Annotated in this window: 14 protein-coding genes and 1 tRNA gene; 2 read left to right on the forward strand and 13 right to left on the reverse strand. The window is 64.9% G+C overall.

Features of this window, described 5'->3' with window-relative positions; all coding sequences use genetic code 11:
- Positions 1 to 198: 198 nt before the first annotated feature.
- Positions 199 to 369, forward strand: coding sequence for a DUF6726 family protein (locus PCE31106_RS24600; RefSeq protein WP_315973487.1), 171 nt, complete (start codon positions 199 to 201; stop codon positions 367 to 369).
- Positions 370 to 649: 280 nt separating this feature from the next.
- On the opposite strand, the gene PCE31106_RS01530 is transcribed toward PCE31106_RS24600, so the two are convergent.
- The 7 genes from PCE31106_RS01530 to PCE31106_RS01560 form a co-directional block, all read right to left on the reverse strand.
- Complete coding sequence (locus PCE31106_RS01530) at positions 650 to 1,822, reverse strand: alpha/beta fold hydrolase (RefSeq protein WP_150562159.1); 1,173 nt, start codon at positions 1,820 to 1,822, stop codon at positions 650 to 652.
- 157 nt (positions 1,823 to 1,979) lie between these two features.
- Positions 1,980 to 3,374: an HdeD family acid-resistance protein gene (locus tag PCE31106_RS01535; RefSeq protein WP_150562160.1), complete on the reverse strand. Its 1,395-nt coding sequence runs from the start codon at positions 3,372 to 3,374 to the stop codon at positions 1,980 to 1,982.
- Between the two features lie 216 nt (positions 3,375 to 3,590).
- Positions 3,591 to 4,925 carry an argininosuccinate synthase gene (gene argG, locus PCE31106_RS01540; RefSeq protein ID WP_017235717.1) on the reverse strand — a complete coding sequence of 445 codons (1,335 nt, stop codon included), beginning with the start codon at positions 4,923 to 4,925 and terminating at the stop codon, positions 3,591 to 3,593.
- A 112-nt stretch (positions 4,926 to 5,037) separates the two neighbouring features.
- The gene (locus PCE31106_RS01545; RefSeq protein ID WP_150562161.1) at positions 5,038 to 5,934 is read right to left on the reverse strand and encodes a LysR family transcriptional regulator; all 897 of its coding nucleotides are present in this window, start codon (positions 5,932 to 5,934) and stop codon (positions 5,038 to 5,040) included.
- Between the two features lie 105 nt (positions 5,935 to 6,039).
- Entirely contained in the window at positions 6,040 to 6,888 is an 849-nt protein-coding gene (locus PCE31106_RS01550) for a DMT family transporter (protein ID WP_150562162.1), read from the reverse strand.
- A 550-nt stretch (positions 6,889 to 7,438) separates the two neighbouring features.
- Entirely contained in the window at positions 7,439 to 8,413 is a 975-nt protein-coding gene (locus PCE31106_RS01555; protein ID WP_254440879.1) for a pyridoxamine 5'-phosphate oxidase family protein, read from the reverse strand.
- Positions 8,414 to 8,429: 16 nt separating this feature from the next.
- On the reverse strand, positions 8,430 to 9,119 hold the full coding sequence (locus PCE31106_RS01560) for a glutathione S-transferase family protein (protein ID WP_150562163.1): 690 nt from the start codon (positions 9,117 to 9,119) through the stop codon (positions 8,430 to 8,432).
- Positions 9,120 to 9,265: 146 nt separating this feature from the next.
- Here PCE31106_RS01560 and PCE31106_RS01565 point away from each other — a divergent pair, with 146 nt between their 5' ends.
- Positions 9,266 to 10,159 carry a LysR family transcriptional regulator gene (locus PCE31106_RS01565; RefSeq protein WP_150562164.1) on the forward strand — a complete coding sequence of 298 codons (894 nt, stop codon included), beginning with the start codon at positions 9,266 to 9,268 and terminating at the stop codon, positions 10,157 to 10,159.
- Between the two features lie 87 nt (positions 10,160 to 10,246).
- Here the strand turns inward: PCE31106_RS01565 and PCE31106_RS01570 are convergent, their stop codons facing one another.
- The 6 genes from PCE31106_RS01570 to PCE31106_RS01595 form a co-directional block, all read right to left on the reverse strand.
- On the reverse strand, positions 10,247 to 10,549 hold the full coding sequence (locus PCE31106_RS01570; RefSeq protein ID WP_150562165.1) for a hypothetical protein: 303 nt from the start codon (positions 10,547 to 10,549) through the stop codon (positions 10,247 to 10,249).
- Between the two features lie 306 nt (positions 10,550 to 10,855).
- Positions 10,856 to 10,932, reverse strand: a tRNA-Val gene (locus PCE31106_RS01575).
- A gap of 81 nt (positions 10,933 to 11,013) precedes the next feature.
- Positions 11,014 to 11,802 carry an NYN domain-containing protein gene (locus tag PCE31106_RS01580; protein ID WP_051060351.1) on the reverse strand — a complete coding sequence of 263 codons (789 nt, stop codon included), beginning with the start codon at positions 11,800 to 11,802 and terminating at the stop codon, positions 11,014 to 11,016.
- Between the two features lie 72 nt (positions 11,803 to 11,874).
- A complete protein-coding gene (locus PCE31106_RS01585) occupies positions 11,875 to 13,284 on the reverse strand; it encodes an MFS transporter (RefSeq protein ID WP_150562166.1) in 1,410 nt (469 codons plus the stop codon).
- Positions 13,285 to 13,382: 98 nt separating this feature from the next.
- Positions 13,383 to 13,577, reverse strand: coding sequence for a DUF2783 domain-containing protein (locus PCE31106_RS01590; RefSeq protein ID WP_150562167.1), 195 nt, complete (start codon positions 13,575 to 13,577; stop codon positions 13,383 to 13,385).
- Positions 13,578 to 13,606: 29 nt separating this feature from the next.
- On the reverse strand, positions 13,607 to 15,295 hold the full coding sequence (locus PCE31106_RS01595) for an FAD-dependent monooxygenase (protein ID WP_150562168.1): 1,689 nt from the start codon (positions 15,293 to 15,295) through the stop codon (positions 13,607 to 13,609).
- Positions 15,296 to 15,319: the final 24 nt, after the last annotated feature.

Here is a 15,319-nt window from a genome sequence, read left to right on the forward strand (position 1 = left end):
TTGCGACGCCTGCGGCAAATCACATGAACGACTGGCATTTCGCCCTTATCAGGACACCCCCTCATGACGCTGCGCCCCCCGATGTCCCATCACACCATTGACGCTTCGCGCTCCCGCCCGGCAACGGTCGACAGGCAAGCGCTCCGCACCCCCGACGTGGGGGACGCGACATTGGCGTCGAAACCCGCCCCGCGCAATCTGCGCCGGTGGTGGGCCTTGTTCGCCATTCTCCCGTTCGTGACGTCGGTGTCAGGGTGCGGATTGATGGCTGCCCCCTGCCGGGTGGCGTCGGCGGGGCTGAAGATCATTCCGGGGGTGGGGGGCGTGCTGGCCACGCCGACGGACGCGTGTGCGGCCGCTATCGACTGAGCGCGCTGGGTCATGACCGCGCCGGACGGTCGAGCGAATTCCGGCCGCGGAAAAAAAGAAAGCCCGCGAATGGCGGGCTTAATCCATATCAGGAGGAGACATGGAGGAGACGAGTTCAGTATAGGACGCCGTGTTGCGACGCACCATATGTAATTTTACGTAGTTACCCGCATGTTGCACATATGCAACGCAAAATAATAACAATAAAATCAGCTACTTATCGCTGATCTCCATCAGTCCCTCTGCTTTTTCGAGCCCAAATTTCGAGGCATCCCTCTAATTATTGTGCGTGCGCACGCTTTCTCGTCGACATGAGGTCGAGGACGAATGGCACCGAATCGCGCAGCGACGGATTGACGGTCGCATCGTGATCGAGCCCTTCGTACGTACGCACCAGGGTGGTGGTTCCCGCTTGGGCCACATCGCGCGCAAACGCTTGTTGCATGATGACCGGCACGTCGATGTCGTTCATGCCCATGCCGATGAACACGGGATGCTTGATATGCAGCGTCGGGTAGCGCAGTGACGGCGTCTGGTTGTCGAGCAGCTTCTGGATATCCGGCTGCATGCTGTTGCCCGCATTCAGGCCGACGGCCGTGGAGTGATCGGTCAGTTCGTCGATGCAAAGCGTGCGGGCTTCGTTCAGCACAGGCAACGCCTGCGGTGAGAAGTAGCGCGACGCCTGCATCGTCGGATCGCGGTCGGCTGCCGACAGGAACAGGTACATCGCGTACGGAATCTTCGGATCCGGCGCGCCCGGATCGGGTTGGCTCGCGAACAGCATGGCGGCCGACGTCTGCGCGTTGAAATACGGCGTGCCCGTGAGTACGGTTGCAATCACTTTGACGTCAGGCGCGTATTGCGGCTGATAACCGGCGGCCGAGAACGCCGCGTGCGCGCCCTGCGATTGCCCGACGAGGACGACGCGGTTCTGCAACGGGAAGACGCTGCGTGCAGCCAGCAGGCTGTCGAGCACGCTGTAGGCTTGCGCACGCGAATTCAGATAGTGGTGCAGCCCGGGCGAGCCCAGACCCGCGTAATCGGGGGCCACGATCGCGAAGCCGAGCGAGAGCCATGTGCCCAGATATTGCATGTCGCGCTGGCTGCGCACATTGAGCGACGGCGCGCACGCGCTGGCGACGCCCACCGTACCGTGCGCCCACACAACGACCGGCCAGCCACCGGGCGGTGTCGGTCCTTTGGGAAGGAAGACGGCACCCGTGTCTTCTCGCGCTTCAATGCCACCCACGCCATCGATGGAGCTGTAACGAATGCGGAATTGCTCGCCGGCCTCGGGCAAGCCGTGGTCGGCATCGAGCGGCTGCCGGTCGACGATCGCCCCGTGTGGAAGTGTGGCGGGCGCGGTTTCGGGCGTGATCGCGTGGGCCGCGCGGCCGATGACCAGACTGGCAAACAGGGCGGCGCTGATAAAGCGCCACAGGCGATGGAACATACTGAACTGTCCTCGTATTGAGTTGTGCTTCTGAAGCATGCGTGAGTGAAGTTCACGCGTCGCCCGCGGACCTGCTGCCATTGCCTTGCGTCGTATTCATGACGTTACGCCGTCGCCATTCAGATGTCTCGGGCGTTTCTGTGTTCCGTCGGCCGTGCTACGGCCGATTTTCCTGCGATTGAGCGACGCTCGCCTGATCGGCGGCGTCCTGCCACGCGCGACGCGCCCGGCGCATACGACGCAGCGCGAGCGACGACATCGTGATCCAGCCGAACGGACGCGGGTCGACAAGCATGCTCACGGCACGCGCGTAATCGAGCACCAGGCCCGGCGTCCACGCCATCGTCTCGGCCCGCTTGCGCAGTTGCGCGGCGACCCACAACTCGGGCGTGAGCCACAGACGTACGAACGTCCACCAGCCGGCATCCGCCCCGCCGGGCAGTTGACCCACGCGGCCTTCGATTGCGGCTTCGAGCGCCTTGGCCACACTGCTCGAGCAGTTGCGGTGCGTGAGGTTATAGGTGGCGTCCTGACGGTAAGCCTGCCAGAACGTGCCTAGCTGACGCGGGCTGTAATTGCGAATACGCACCTTGACGGTGGACGCGCACCAGGCCTTCGATTCCGTTGCATAGTCCGGCTGGAACACGCCGGGGACGTCATTCTCGCGCGTGGCGCGCAGCAATTGTCCGAATTGATCCGGAGAACGGTCGATTTCCTTGGCGGGATACAGACTCACATACACGCCTTCGTGACTCTCCAGCGCGGCGTGACCCGTCGAGATCACGCCATTCCCGTCGACGGCGGCGATATAACGATCGATGACCGGGTGACGGCGCGCCGGGGTCTTGGACGATCCCGATGGTGTCCAGACGTGCACCGTCAACGCGGGTTCGCCGTCGGCGGGCGGGCCCTCCCAGCGCGGTGCGCGGGGACGATTCCTCCACAAGCCGCGTTTGTCGCTGGGGCTGCCGAGAATCTGCTCGACGCGGAAGTCGCGGCGCAGGCGCCGCGCGCGCATGGCGAGGACCAGTAAGTTCCACCCGGTGAACGCGAGCCCCAGCCCGATGGCGTAGGGCAAGGTGCCCTTGTAGTGCGTCGGATACGGCTGATAAAAGAAGATCGCCACGGCAATCTCGACCAATCCCCCCGCCGTGGCCCACATCCAGCGCGGATACCGCACGACATAGGCCGCCACGCATTGCAGCAGCCCATCGGCGAGGAATAGCGTACCGAACAGCATCGACAGCCAGAAGTTACCGTGCTGTTGATGAAAGAAGAGCACCAGCAACGCAGCGAGGGTAAAGGTGCCGCCCTTGAGTGCGCGCACGATGCGCTGGCCGCCAACGCCGATGCTGACGATGGCCAGCGTCGCCAGGCCTTCGAGCAGCAGCAGCCAGGCGAACACGTTGAGCGGGAAGTGCACCACCCCGTCGAGGGCATCGACGATCAGCGCCAGCCCGAAAGCGAAGAAAATCGCCCCGATCCAGATCAGGGCGAGGGCGCGGCGGCGCAAGTAATCGACGCCGAGCAACAGCAATATCAAGCGTACCAACGCAGGGTCTCCATCGCATGCGCCTGTCCTCGAGACGGGACACGGCGCGCACCCCGAATGCGTGACGATTGGGGATGTGGCTGATTTTGACGCTATCTTAGCGCGTGAACCGTGACAGACCAAAAACAAAGGCGGCGCGCTCCTTTCAGGGCGCGCCGCCTGTTGTGGCGGGCGATACTCGCAGCGCCCCGAGAGGCACGGCGAGTGTTGGCCGACTCAGTCCTTCTTGCTTTCGAGCTGCGGCAGGGCGTCGCCGCTCGATGCGGTGAGCAGACCGGCCTTGGCATAGGTCATGAGCTTCTCGCGCGTGTCGACGATGTCGAGCGTGCGCATCGTGAGCTGGCCGATACGGTCGAGCGGCGTGAACACCGAGTCGCCCTTTTCCATCGTCAGGCGCTCGGGCTTGTACGTCAGGTTCGGCGACGTCGTGTTGAGCAGCGAGTAATCGTTGCCGCGACGCAGCTCGACGGTCACTTCGCCGGTCACGGCACGCGCCACCCAGCGCTGTGCCGACTCGCGCAGCATGATGGCTTGCGGGTCGAACCAGCGGCCCTGATACAGCAGACGGCCGAGGCGGCGGCCATTCTCGCGATATTGCTCGATGGTGTCTTCGTTGTGGATGCCGGTGACCAGACGCTCGTACGCGATGAACAGCAGCGCGAGGCCCGGGGCTTCATAGATGCCACGGCTCTTGGCTTCGATGATGCGGTTCTCGATCTGATCGCTCATGCCCAGGCCGTGACGGCCGCCGATGCGATTGGCTTCCTCGAACAACTCGACGGCGCTCGCGAACGTCTTGCCATTGAGCGCCACCGGCTGGCCTTCTTCGAAGCGCACGGTGACTTCTTCGGCCTTGATCGCGCAGTCGTCGCGCCAGAACGGCACGCCCATGATCGGCTGCACGATCTTGATGCCCGAATTCAGATGCTCGAGGTCCTTGGCTTCGTGCGTCGCCCCCAGCATGTTCGAGTCCGTCGAATACGCCTTCTCGACCGACATCTTGTAATCGAAGCCGTTGGCGATCAGGAATTCCGACATTTCCTTGCGGCCGCCCAGTTCGTCGATGAACGTCTGGTCGAGCCACGGCTTGTAGATTTGCAGGCCCGGGTTGGTCAAGAGACCGTAGCGGTAGAAGCGCTCGATGTCATTGCCCTTGTACGTGCTGCCATCGCCCCAGATATTGACGTCATCTTCCTTCATTGCCGCGACGAGCATCGTGCCCGTGACGGCGCGGCCGATCGGCGTGGTGTTGAAGTACGTGACGCCGGCGGTCGAGATGTGGAACGCGCCCGATTGCAGGGCGGCGATGCCCTCGGCCACGAGTTGCGCACGGCAGTCGATCAGACGGGCGTTCTCGGCGCCGTAACCCATGGCGCGGCGCGGGATTTCGTCATAGTCCGGTTCGTCCGGCTGACCCAGATTGGCCGTGTAAGCGTACGGAATCGCGCCCTTTTGGCGCATCCAAAGCAGCGCAGCGCTGGTGTCGAGACCGCCCGAAAAGGCGATGCCGACCCGTTGTCCCGTGGGAATGTGTTGCAGAATCGTGGTCATCGGCGTGGAAAAGCTGGGTTTTTAACCTGTCAAGTATCCCCGTCCGGGCTATGGATGGTCAAGTCTGACGGCCGATTCCCGTGCGTCGGGACGCCAAACATTGCGCAAAAGGTCACCATTGAGTGCCGGCCACGCTACATGCGGACGACAGGAAATCGGAAAACGCGCGAATCACGAGCGATGCCTGTCGATGCTGCGGATAGACCACGTGGATCGCCGACGGGGCGGGCTCGAACGCGTCGAGGACCGTGACCAGCCGTCCACTCAGCAAGGCGGGCGCCACGATGAACACCGGCAGCCACGTGATGCCGAGCCCGGCCACGGCGGCGTCACGTGCCAGTTCGCCGTTGTTCACGCGCAGGCGACCGGTCACCGGAATTTCGACCGGATGACCGTCTCGCGTGTAAGTCCAGCTCACGCGCTGGCTATGCCCATAGGGCAGCAGGGCGTGCTCGCGCAGCGCTTCCGGCGTTTGCGGCGCATCGTGCGCCTCCAGATACCGCGGGCTGGCGCAGGTCACCATGCGCATGGGCGCGACCGCCCGGCCGATCAGCGACGAATCGGCCAGTGCACCGATGCGCACCGCCACGTCGTAGCCTTCGCCGATGATGTCGACGGTGCGGTCGTTGAGTTCCAGCTCGATGGTGACGTCCGGATAGGTCGTGAGAAACGACGGAATGACCGACCCGAGAAACATCGTGCCGAATGACATGGGGGCGGAGACCCGCAGATTGCCACGCGGGCGCTCCCCTTGACTGCTCACGGCGAGGTTGGCCGCCTCCACGTCGTCGAGAATGCGCCGCGCGCGCTCGTAATAGACGCGGCCGAGGTCCGTGACCGCGAGTCGCCGCGTCGTGCGCAACAACAAACGCACGCCAAGCGCCTGCTCCAGCGACGAGATGCGGCGGCTCACGAACTGTTTCGACAGGCTGAGCTTTGCCGCCGCGCCCGTGAAGCTCATGGCATCGACCGAAGTGACGAAGATCCGCATGTCGTCGAGTAAATCCATCCGCAAGCTCCCAGTCATAAGAAGATCCAGGTGACAACGAGGGGATTCACCCCAATATTGTCACCCGGTAAGCGACAATCTTAGCCGAGATGACGCGCAGCCGGCCTATCGAAGCGCCAGTCGTAGTCCCAGCAGGATTGCGGCGGTGCCTGCGACGGCGAGCGCCGTGGGACGATGGCCGAAGATGCCCCAGTCGAGCAGCGCCGTCACCACGGGCACCAGATAGAACAGGCTGGTGACGGTGACGAGATTGCCCGTCGCGATCATGCGGTAGAGCAGCAGCGTTGCACCGACCGAAATCACGAGCGCCATATAGAGCAGCGGCAGCCAGAAACCGAGCGACGCGTCGACGTGCCACGGTTGCGTGGGCACGACGACCAACGCCAGCGCGAACCCGACCGCGTATTGCAGCGGCAGTACGTCGAGCGGCGTTTGTCGCGAGCCTTTCTGCGCGAGGGTACCCAGCGTCATGCACGCCAGCGCGGCCAGCGCCCACAGCGAGCCCGCCGCCGACAACCGCGCCGACATCAGGCTTTGCGCGACGACCAGTGCGAGACCGGCGAGAGCGAGCGCTAGTCCCGCGAGACGTCGCGCGCTATGCGCCCGCTCCAGCGCCACCAGCGTGAGAATCGGCTGCACGCCCAGCACCGTGGCGAGTGCGCCGGGCGTGATGCCATGCGAGAGCGCCAGCAGGTACGCCGCCTGATAGCCGCCAATGAGCAGCACGCCGGTGCCTGCCACTTGCCACCGGGTGTTCGCGGCCGGCCACCATTGACGGCGCGTCAGTGCGATGAGTGTGAGCGCAGCCAGCGCCACCCCAAGCCGAATGACAAGAAACGCAAACGCCGACGCATGCGCCAGCCCCCATTTGGCAGCCAGTGCGCCGCCGCTCCATAGCAGAACAAACAAGAGCGTCGCGCCGTGCCGGCGCCACGCGAGACCTTCTGATTGCATCGATCTTCCCCTGAACAGGATGTCCAGCCTGCCGGGCGCGACGTCAATGAAAACGGCTCAAGAACGCCGCTCCCTGTGACGCGACGCCGTCGCCGACACGGCATGACACAACGTCACGGCGTTCGACGCACGATGCGCTGACAGGCGGATCGAAACTGAAATTCGAATGAAAAGGTGTTGTGCCGGGCGACGAACGCCCGGCGCGCCAACGGTGGCGTCAGGCCACGACGCCGGTATCGGCGACTGCGGCAGCGACCACCCCAGCGGGCGGTGCCACGCCGGCCGGCGGGGGAGGCGCGACTGCTGCAAAACGTCCGCGCAGACGTGCACCCACCGCGCGTTGCGGCGGTGCTACGGCAAGTCGAAGGGACGTGTGAACAGTCATGGATCGATGAGGAGAAAAGAGGCGCCCGTCTCTCGACGGGCGTGGGCACACTTTACACGCAGCGATCCCTTGCGGCAAGCGCGAGGCGAACCCGACGTGAACCCGAGCCGAATCGGTGGCGAACCTGAGGCGAGCCCTAGGCGAATGGGATGTGAGCGCGCAATATCAAGCCGTTGGCCACGTGCCCGTGCGCTCGACACTCGGTGACGTCTCGCCATCGCGCCACGCGGCCGGCAGCGCGCCATGCACGCGCCGAACCTCGCGCACCCGCATGCGCACAAGCCGCTGCGCGCCGGCGAAGCCGCTCGTCGTTTCGTCCTGCCAAAGAATTTCCGCGTCGCCTGCCACGTGCAGAAAGTCGCCCGACGCAAAGTCGACGAACACCAGTCCCGCCCTCGGATTGGCGTGCAGATTGCCCAGCGTGTTGTAGTAGGCGTTGCCACGGAAGTCGGGCCACGTCAGCGTGTTGGCATCGTCGACACGCACGAAGCCCGGCTTGCCGCCGCGATGCGAGACGTCCGTACCGGCGCTGCGCTCGGTCGCGCCGTCGCCCGCGTAATGCGTGGCGATGAAGAACGTGTCGGCGCTCGCGATCTGCCATTGCGCATCGTCGTCGAGCGATGCCCGCGGCGGCTCGGCCAGTGCCGGTGCCGCGTGCGCTTGCGGCGTGATATCGCGTTTGTGGATGTACTGCGGGCAGTTGCCGAAGCTCTGCGCAACGCGAATCGCAAAGCCCTGCGCATCTGCGTCGACGACCTGTCCGTTCACACGATTCCGGCGGCGTGTCGACGGCTCGAGCCCCAACACGCCCACCGGCGCGCCTGGCGTCACGGCGCCGTACAAAGGATCGGTGGCGGGCGGCAAGGCATTCACCCGCAGCAACGTCGGCTCCGGCGCCTGAGCGAAGCCGGGCGTGCCGCTTAACAGCGTTGCCCAGGGTTGCCCCCGCGCGTCGAGCGCACCCACGACCAGAAACGGCAACTGGGCGAAGAACTGACGATGCTGATCGGGCATCGCGCTGCGGATCACCCGCGCCCCGATATCCGCTATCGCTTCGCGCGAACCGGCCAGTGTCTGCACGGCGAGTTCGCCTGCATGGAACGGTGACGTGGGGACCGAAGGGGATTCGGACGTATTCATGATGTCCTCCCGAGGCTCAGGCGGCGTTCAGGCCGCAAGCGCTCGACACCATCGGCACGAAGCGCGGCAACGCGGCGACACGGGCCAACCACGCAAGCACGGCCGGATACGGTTCGAGCGAGACGTTGCCCTCGGGCGCATGCGCGAGATACGTATAGCACGCCACGTCGGCGATCGTTGGCGTGTCGCCGGCGAGAAACGGCGTCGCCTGCGGTGCCGACAGATGGGCTTGCATGCGCGACAGGAGGAGTGTGGCGCGCTCGATCATCGCCGTGGCGTCGATGGGACGCTTGAACACGACAACCACGCGCGCGGCCGCCGGTCCGAAGGCCAGATCGCCCGCAGCCACCGACAGCCAGCGCTGCACCGTGGCGGCCGTCAGGGGGTCACGGGGCAACCAGGTCCCATGCGCATCGTAGCGACTTGCGAGGTAGACGAGAATCGCATTCGAATCGGCAATCACCTGCCCGTCATCGTCGATGGCCGGTACTTGCCCGAACGGGTTGAGCGCAAGAAACGCCGGTTGCTTTTGCTCCCCCGTCATCAGGTCGATGTCGATGGTCTCGTATGGCAGATCCAGCAGGTGCAGCATCAGTTCGACACGATGGCAATGGCCTGACAGCGCATGCCGATACAGGCGAATCGGACGCGTTGGGCGCAAGGACGGCTCGGGTGAGGGGGCATGCGTTTCGGCGGGGTGGGCCATGAGATGTCTCCGGTGGTGAGCGAGGCCGCGTGAGTCCTGCGCTCAGGCGTGTCACGCGATGCACCGATTTTCCATCAAGCCGATTTCCGGATAAATGCCGCAGAGCTGATTTGACTGCTCCAATATTCGGAGTAATGATGCGCGGTATGGATAAACTTCGTGCCATGCAGACGTTCGTCGCCATCGTCGATCAGGGCAGCCTGAGTGCGGCGGCGCGCGCGCTCGACTCCTCCCTCCCGGCGGTCGTGCGCACGCTGGCGGCGCTCGAAACATCGCTCGATGTCCGGTTGCTCAATCGCACCACGCGCCGTATCGCGCTCACCGAAGAGGGGCGGACGTATCTCGACACGTGCCGCCAGATCCTGAGCGAACTCCAGGAGGCGGAAGCGCGGCTGGCGGCGCGGCACGAGGCGCCGAGCGGCACACTCGTGGTCACGGCGCCGGTGCTGTTCGGGCAGTTGCACGTCGCGCCCGCGCTATATCGCTTCCTGCGCGCGTATCCGGCCGTCAAATGCCGGCTGTTGCTCAACGATCGCGTGGTGAATCTCTGGGAGGAAGGCATCGACGTCGGGATTCGCATCTCGCCGCTGGACGACTCCACGCTCGTTGCGCAAAGCCTCGGGGCCATTCGTCGCGTGGTGGTGGCGAGTCCGGCGTGTCTGGCCGAGCAGGGGGAAGTGACGCACCCGCACGACCTGGCGGGCAAAAATTGCATCCGCTCGCATGGTGGCGGCTTCGGACAGTGGCGGTTCTGGGAGGGAGGGCGCGAATTCGTCGTACCGGTCGACGGCAATCTCGAGGTCAGCCACGGCCTCACGGCCATCGACGCGTGCCTGGGCGGAATGGGCTACGGCTGCTTCCTCTCGTATCAGGTCGCTGCGCCGATGGCCGACGGCCGTCTGGTACGCGTGCTCAAGGACTACGAAGGTCCGGCACGGCCGGTCAATATCGTGTATCCCCACGCGCGACTGCTGCCATCGCGCACGCGCGTGTTCGTGGAGTGGATGAAGCGGGAGTTGCGCGACGTGTCGATGCGATGAACAAAAGAACGCGGAAAGCGACAGTGCCGCTTCCCGCGTAAAAAGCCCGCCGACGCCAATCGGCGGACCGCTTCGTTCGTTGTGGAATCAGTCGTCGTCGCCGTGACGCCAGCCCCAACCGCGGTGGTGGCCGCGATCGTGACGGTCTTCCCAGCGGCGATCACGCCAGTCGTCCCAGCGGTCGCGACCGTAGTAGACAACCGGACGCGGGGCTTCGTACATGGGGCGCGGCTGCACATAGACAGGCTGCGGTGCCACGTAGACCGGCGGCGCTTCAATCACTGGCGCGGGCAAGCCGAGATAGACGCCAACATCGACACGGGCCGACGCGGCGCTGGAAGCAAGAGCGGCGGCGGCGCCAAGGGCAGCGACGATAAGCATGCGTTTCATGATGTCCTCCAGTGACGCTCGCAGGTCGATGCATCGTTCGATGACATGGTGCGACTGCGTGCGCGTGGGCAATGAAGCCAGTGAGTCGGATCGATTCGCGAAGGCCGTGCAAGCCGGGAAGCATTCCCATCCTGATGCCTTTCGTCGAACCGTTGAAGCCAGTGTATCGATGACCCCGCGCGGCAGGTGCTACCAGTTTGTCGGGGATGTGTCGTTTTGTAACGCGGGCGATGGGCTTCGCGCGGTCGCGGAAAAAACAAAAGGCGTTACGCGAAAAACGCGCAACGCCTTGTGCTTTTGATTCGTTGGTAGGCTCGATTGGACTCGAACCAACGACCCCCACCATGTCAAGGTGGTGCTCTAACCAGCTGAGCTACGAGCCTAGAAAGACCGCGAGTATAGGGGGAATTCCGGAACCTGACAAGTGTTTCGCGCGATATCGTCGAAAAAAGTTTCGAGCGCGCTCATTCGCCGCGTTTCGCCGTGCCGCGCCTGGGCTTGATCCGTACCCAGAGGCTCTTGTTCCCGCCGCTGCCCGTGCGCTGCTCGACGTCGAACAGGCCGATGGTCGCCACGAGGTCGCTCAGCTTGCCGAAGCCATAATTGCGCGAGTCGAAGTCCGGCGCCTGTTTGGCGATATGGCTGCCGATGGGGCCAAGACTCGCCCAGCCGTCCTCGTCCGACACGCCGGTCACCGCGTTACGCAGCAGCCGCACGAGGCGCGTGTCGCGCTTCAGGTCCGACGCGCTGCGGCGCTTGCGCGGCGCCGGGGCTTCGTCGCCGTCCGGCTCGTCGTCCTGACGCAGCAATTCCGTGTAGATGAACTTGTCGCAGGCCGTGACGAACGGCTGCGGCGTCTTGCGCTCGCCGAAGCCGTACACGATCAGTCCCTGCTCACGAATGCGCGAGGCGAGCCGCGTGAAATCGCTGTCGCTGGAGACGAGGCAGAAGCCGTCGAAGCGTCCCGTGTAGAGCAGATCCATCGCGTCGATGATCATGGCGCTGTCGGTGGCGTTCTTGCCGACGGTGTAGCGGAACTGCTGAATCGGCTGGATCGAGTATTCGAGCAGGCACTTCTTCCAGCCGTCGAGATTGGGTTTGGTCCAGTCGCCGTAGATGCGCTTCACGCTCGCCACGCCGTACTTGGCCACTTCGGTGAGCAGTCCTTCGACGATGGCGGGCGCGGCGTTATCGGCGTCGATCAGAACGACGAGCGTGGGGCCTTGGGCGGCCACAGGGGGTGTCACTGGCATGACGGGGTTCCTTGAACGCGAAGACGTTTCGCATTATGGCCCGGAACGGTGTCCGTCATGCCGTGACCGGAATCAGCGGTTGCCGCGACGCTGCCCCAGCGGGGCGAACCACAGCACCGCAATGCCGACGAGCAAGCTTACGGCAGCGAACATCAGGCCCGAGGTGAACGAGTGCGTCCAGTCCTTGAGTGCGCCCACGACAATCGGACTGAGCGCCGAGCCGAGATTGCCGACGGCGTTGATGACCGCCAGTCCGAGGGCGCGCGTATGCGGGGCGAGACTGCGGTCGGGCACCGTCCAGAAGATCGCCATGGCGGTGTAGGCGCCGGTCGAGGCCATCGCTACCCCGGCGAGGCGCAGCGCCGGCTCCGGCGCGAAGCACGTGACGACCCAGCCCGCCGCGGAGAAGAGCATGGGCAGCACCAGATGCCAGCGGCGTTCCTGCAGCCGGTCGGAGCGGCGTCCCCACCAGATCATGCCGGCAATTGTGCAGACCGACGGAATCGCCGCGAGCAGGCCGATGGTCACGTTGCTGCTCGTCGTGCCGAAGCTCTTCACGATCTGCGGAATCCACAGCGACGCCAGCGAGAGCGTGTTGACGAGGCAGAAATACCCCAGCGCAAACTTCGCCACGCTCGGTGTGAGAATGGCGCGCCACATACTGTTGCCGGCGTGCGCCGCACCGCCCGTCTGTTGCGTGAGCGCGGCGGCACGGTCGCGGGCGATCATCGTGTCGAGCGCGCGCTTTTCGGCGACGCTCAACCAGCGCGCGTCGGCGGGTTTGTCGTCCAGATACCACCAGGTGACGACGCCGAGCAAGACCGTCGGCAGTCCTTCGAGCACGAAGAGCCACTGCCACCCGGCGAGTCCGCCTACGCCGTCGAGCCGCAGCAAATAGCCCGATGCGGCGGCGCCGAGTGCGGACGTCACCGGCATGGCGATCATGAACCAGGCATTGGCGCGTGCGCGCGCGGCCGAAGGGAACCAGTCGCCCATATAGAGCAGCATGCCCGGCAGGAAGCCTGCCTCGGTAATGCCGACGATGGCGCGAATCAGATAGAGGCTGGTGGCGTCGTGCGCGAACATCGTGGCGCTCGAAGCGAAGCCCCACGCGATCAGAATCGTGCCGATCCAGCGACGCGCGCCGACCTTCACGAGCATCAGATTGCTCGGCACACCGCACAGCACATACGTGAGGTAGAACACGGTCGAGGCCATGCCGAACATCGTGCTCGTGAGCTTCAGATCCTGGCTCATCGTGAGCGCGGCGAAGCCGACGTTGATGCGATCGAGAAACGAGAACAGGAACAGCACGAACAGGAAGCCGAGCAGGCGGCGCGAGACCTTGCGTACGACTTCGCGCTCCAGGGCCTCGTTCGGAAGACACTGCGACGCCGGCGTGCCATCGAGGGCGACAGCGGCGGGCGATGCGGGTGCAGCGATTCCGCCGGCGATACCGGCGGCAGACGTGATACGACTCATGATGGGTGTCTTCTCCAACGCTCCCCGCCTCGGATATTGTGTGGCGGTGTGATGAAAGCGGGTCCGCCATCGAGGGCGGACGCCGAAGGGAACCGTGTTTAATCCTGTGCGCTGCGGGCGGCTTGCTGAATGCAGTCGATCACGCGCTGTGGATCGTCGATCTCGTGTGCCAACAGCAGAACGACTTTGGCGAGCAGCAGCTCGCGCTTGTCGTCCGGTGCGGCGTCGATGGCCAGCGCGAGGGTGTCGTAAATCTCCTCGAGTCCGGCGATGGCGGTTGGTTGGGCGGTCATGGCAGAGCTTCCTTGTGTGAGGTGACGGCTCAGGCGTGGGCCGTCGCCTGTGCGAGCGCGCTGGCAAGACGCGTGGCGTCGAGCTGCTGCCAGCGGGCGCAGACATGATGATCGGGACGCACGAGGTACGCCGTGCCGCTGGCGGCACCGTACTTCGTCGCGGCATGGCCCGTCGGATCGGGCAGCGTGAGGTCCGCGCCCGTCACGTCGTCTTCCGACGGCGCGAACGCGATCACCTTCACCGGCACACCGCGCTCGCGCCACGTCACCAGCGCATGACGCACGGCATCGTCGAGCGGGGCATCGCCAAACGTCACCAGATGGAACGCGGCGCCGAGGTGGTCGTACAGATAGTCGTTGTCGCCGAGCTTGACGTTCGGCGCCGGCGCACCGACGCCGGGTCCCGCCGTCATCCGCGCGTTGTCGTCGTTGGGGCTGTTGAGCGGCGAGTCGCGATAGTCGTGCGCGCGCGAGGTGCGCCAGTGGAACAGCGGCCGCACGAATTCGTGATCGAGCGAGAGATCGAGCACGGCGTCGCGCAACACACGGAAGCCATGTGAGGGTGGCGTCATGAAGCGTGTGCTCTTGCCGGCCTCCGCGATGATCTCGCGCGCCGCGCCCACGCGGTCGTTTGTGTACGACGCGAGCAACGACGCCGGTGCCGCACCCTTGGCAACTGCGGCAAGTTTCCACGACAGATCGATGGCGTCCTGGAAGCCAGTGTTGGCCCCACGCACGCCGAAGATCGGCAGCAGGTGAGCGGCGTCGCCCGCGAAGAGAATGCGTCCGTGCACGTAGTCGGGCAGCGTAAGCGCGCGCGCCGAATAGACCGAACACCAGTCGAGTTCCCACGGCGTGCCGCCGAGACCCATCATGTCGAGCTGCGCGTCGATGCGCTCGCGAATCGTCTCGGGTTGCAGCGCGTGCTCGGACGTCTCCGACGCCGGCAATTGATAATCCACGCGCCAGATGCCATCCGGCTCGCGATGCATGAGCACCGTGTTGCCGGGATTCCAGTCGGGGGCGAAGTACGCCAGGCGCTCGGTGGGCAGATCGAGATCGATGCGGATGTCGGCGATGACGAAGCGGCCTTCGTAGCTCGCCCCTTCGAAACGCAGGCCCAGCGCGGTGCGCACCGTCGAGCGCGCGCCGTCGGCGGCGACGAGCCAGCGCGTGCGTTGCGTGTACTCGCCCTCGGGCGTATCGATCTGCAGTGCCACGCCGTGGTCATCCTGCGTCAGCGCAACGAGCTTGTTGCCCCATCGCATCTCGATGAGCGGCTGGCGCTCGACGGCGTCCACCAGATAACTCTCGAGCACGTTCTGTTGCAAGTTGATCAGCGGCGCGAATCGGTCGTCTTCGTCCACCGGCGACTCCATGCGGAAGACGCGCTGGCCGCGATAGTAAGAATTCCCGCTGGTCCATGGCAGGCCCTTCGCGAGCACGGCGTCGGCCACGCCCACGGCTTGCAGAATCTCCTGCGAGCGACGCGTGAAGACGATGGCGCGGCTGCCTTCCGAGACTTGCTGTTCGGCCTGGAGCACGACACAGCGCACCCCATGGCGTGCCAGCGCGAGTGCGGTGACCATACCGATGGGGCCGCCGCCCACGACGGTGACAGGGACGTCCGGGGTTGTCTCGCCCTGCGGCGCAAAGTGCGGATGGACGCGGTACGCGTGATAAAGCGACGCGCGCGGGGTGGTCTCTGGTCGATGCATGATGCGACACCCAAAAATTCGGCT

The organism is Pandoraea cepalis (assembly GCF_902459665.1).
In the GTDB taxonomy this organism is placed as follows: Bacteria; Pseudomonadota; Gammaproteobacteria; order Burkholderiales; family Burkholderiaceae; genus Pandoraea; species Pandoraea cepalis.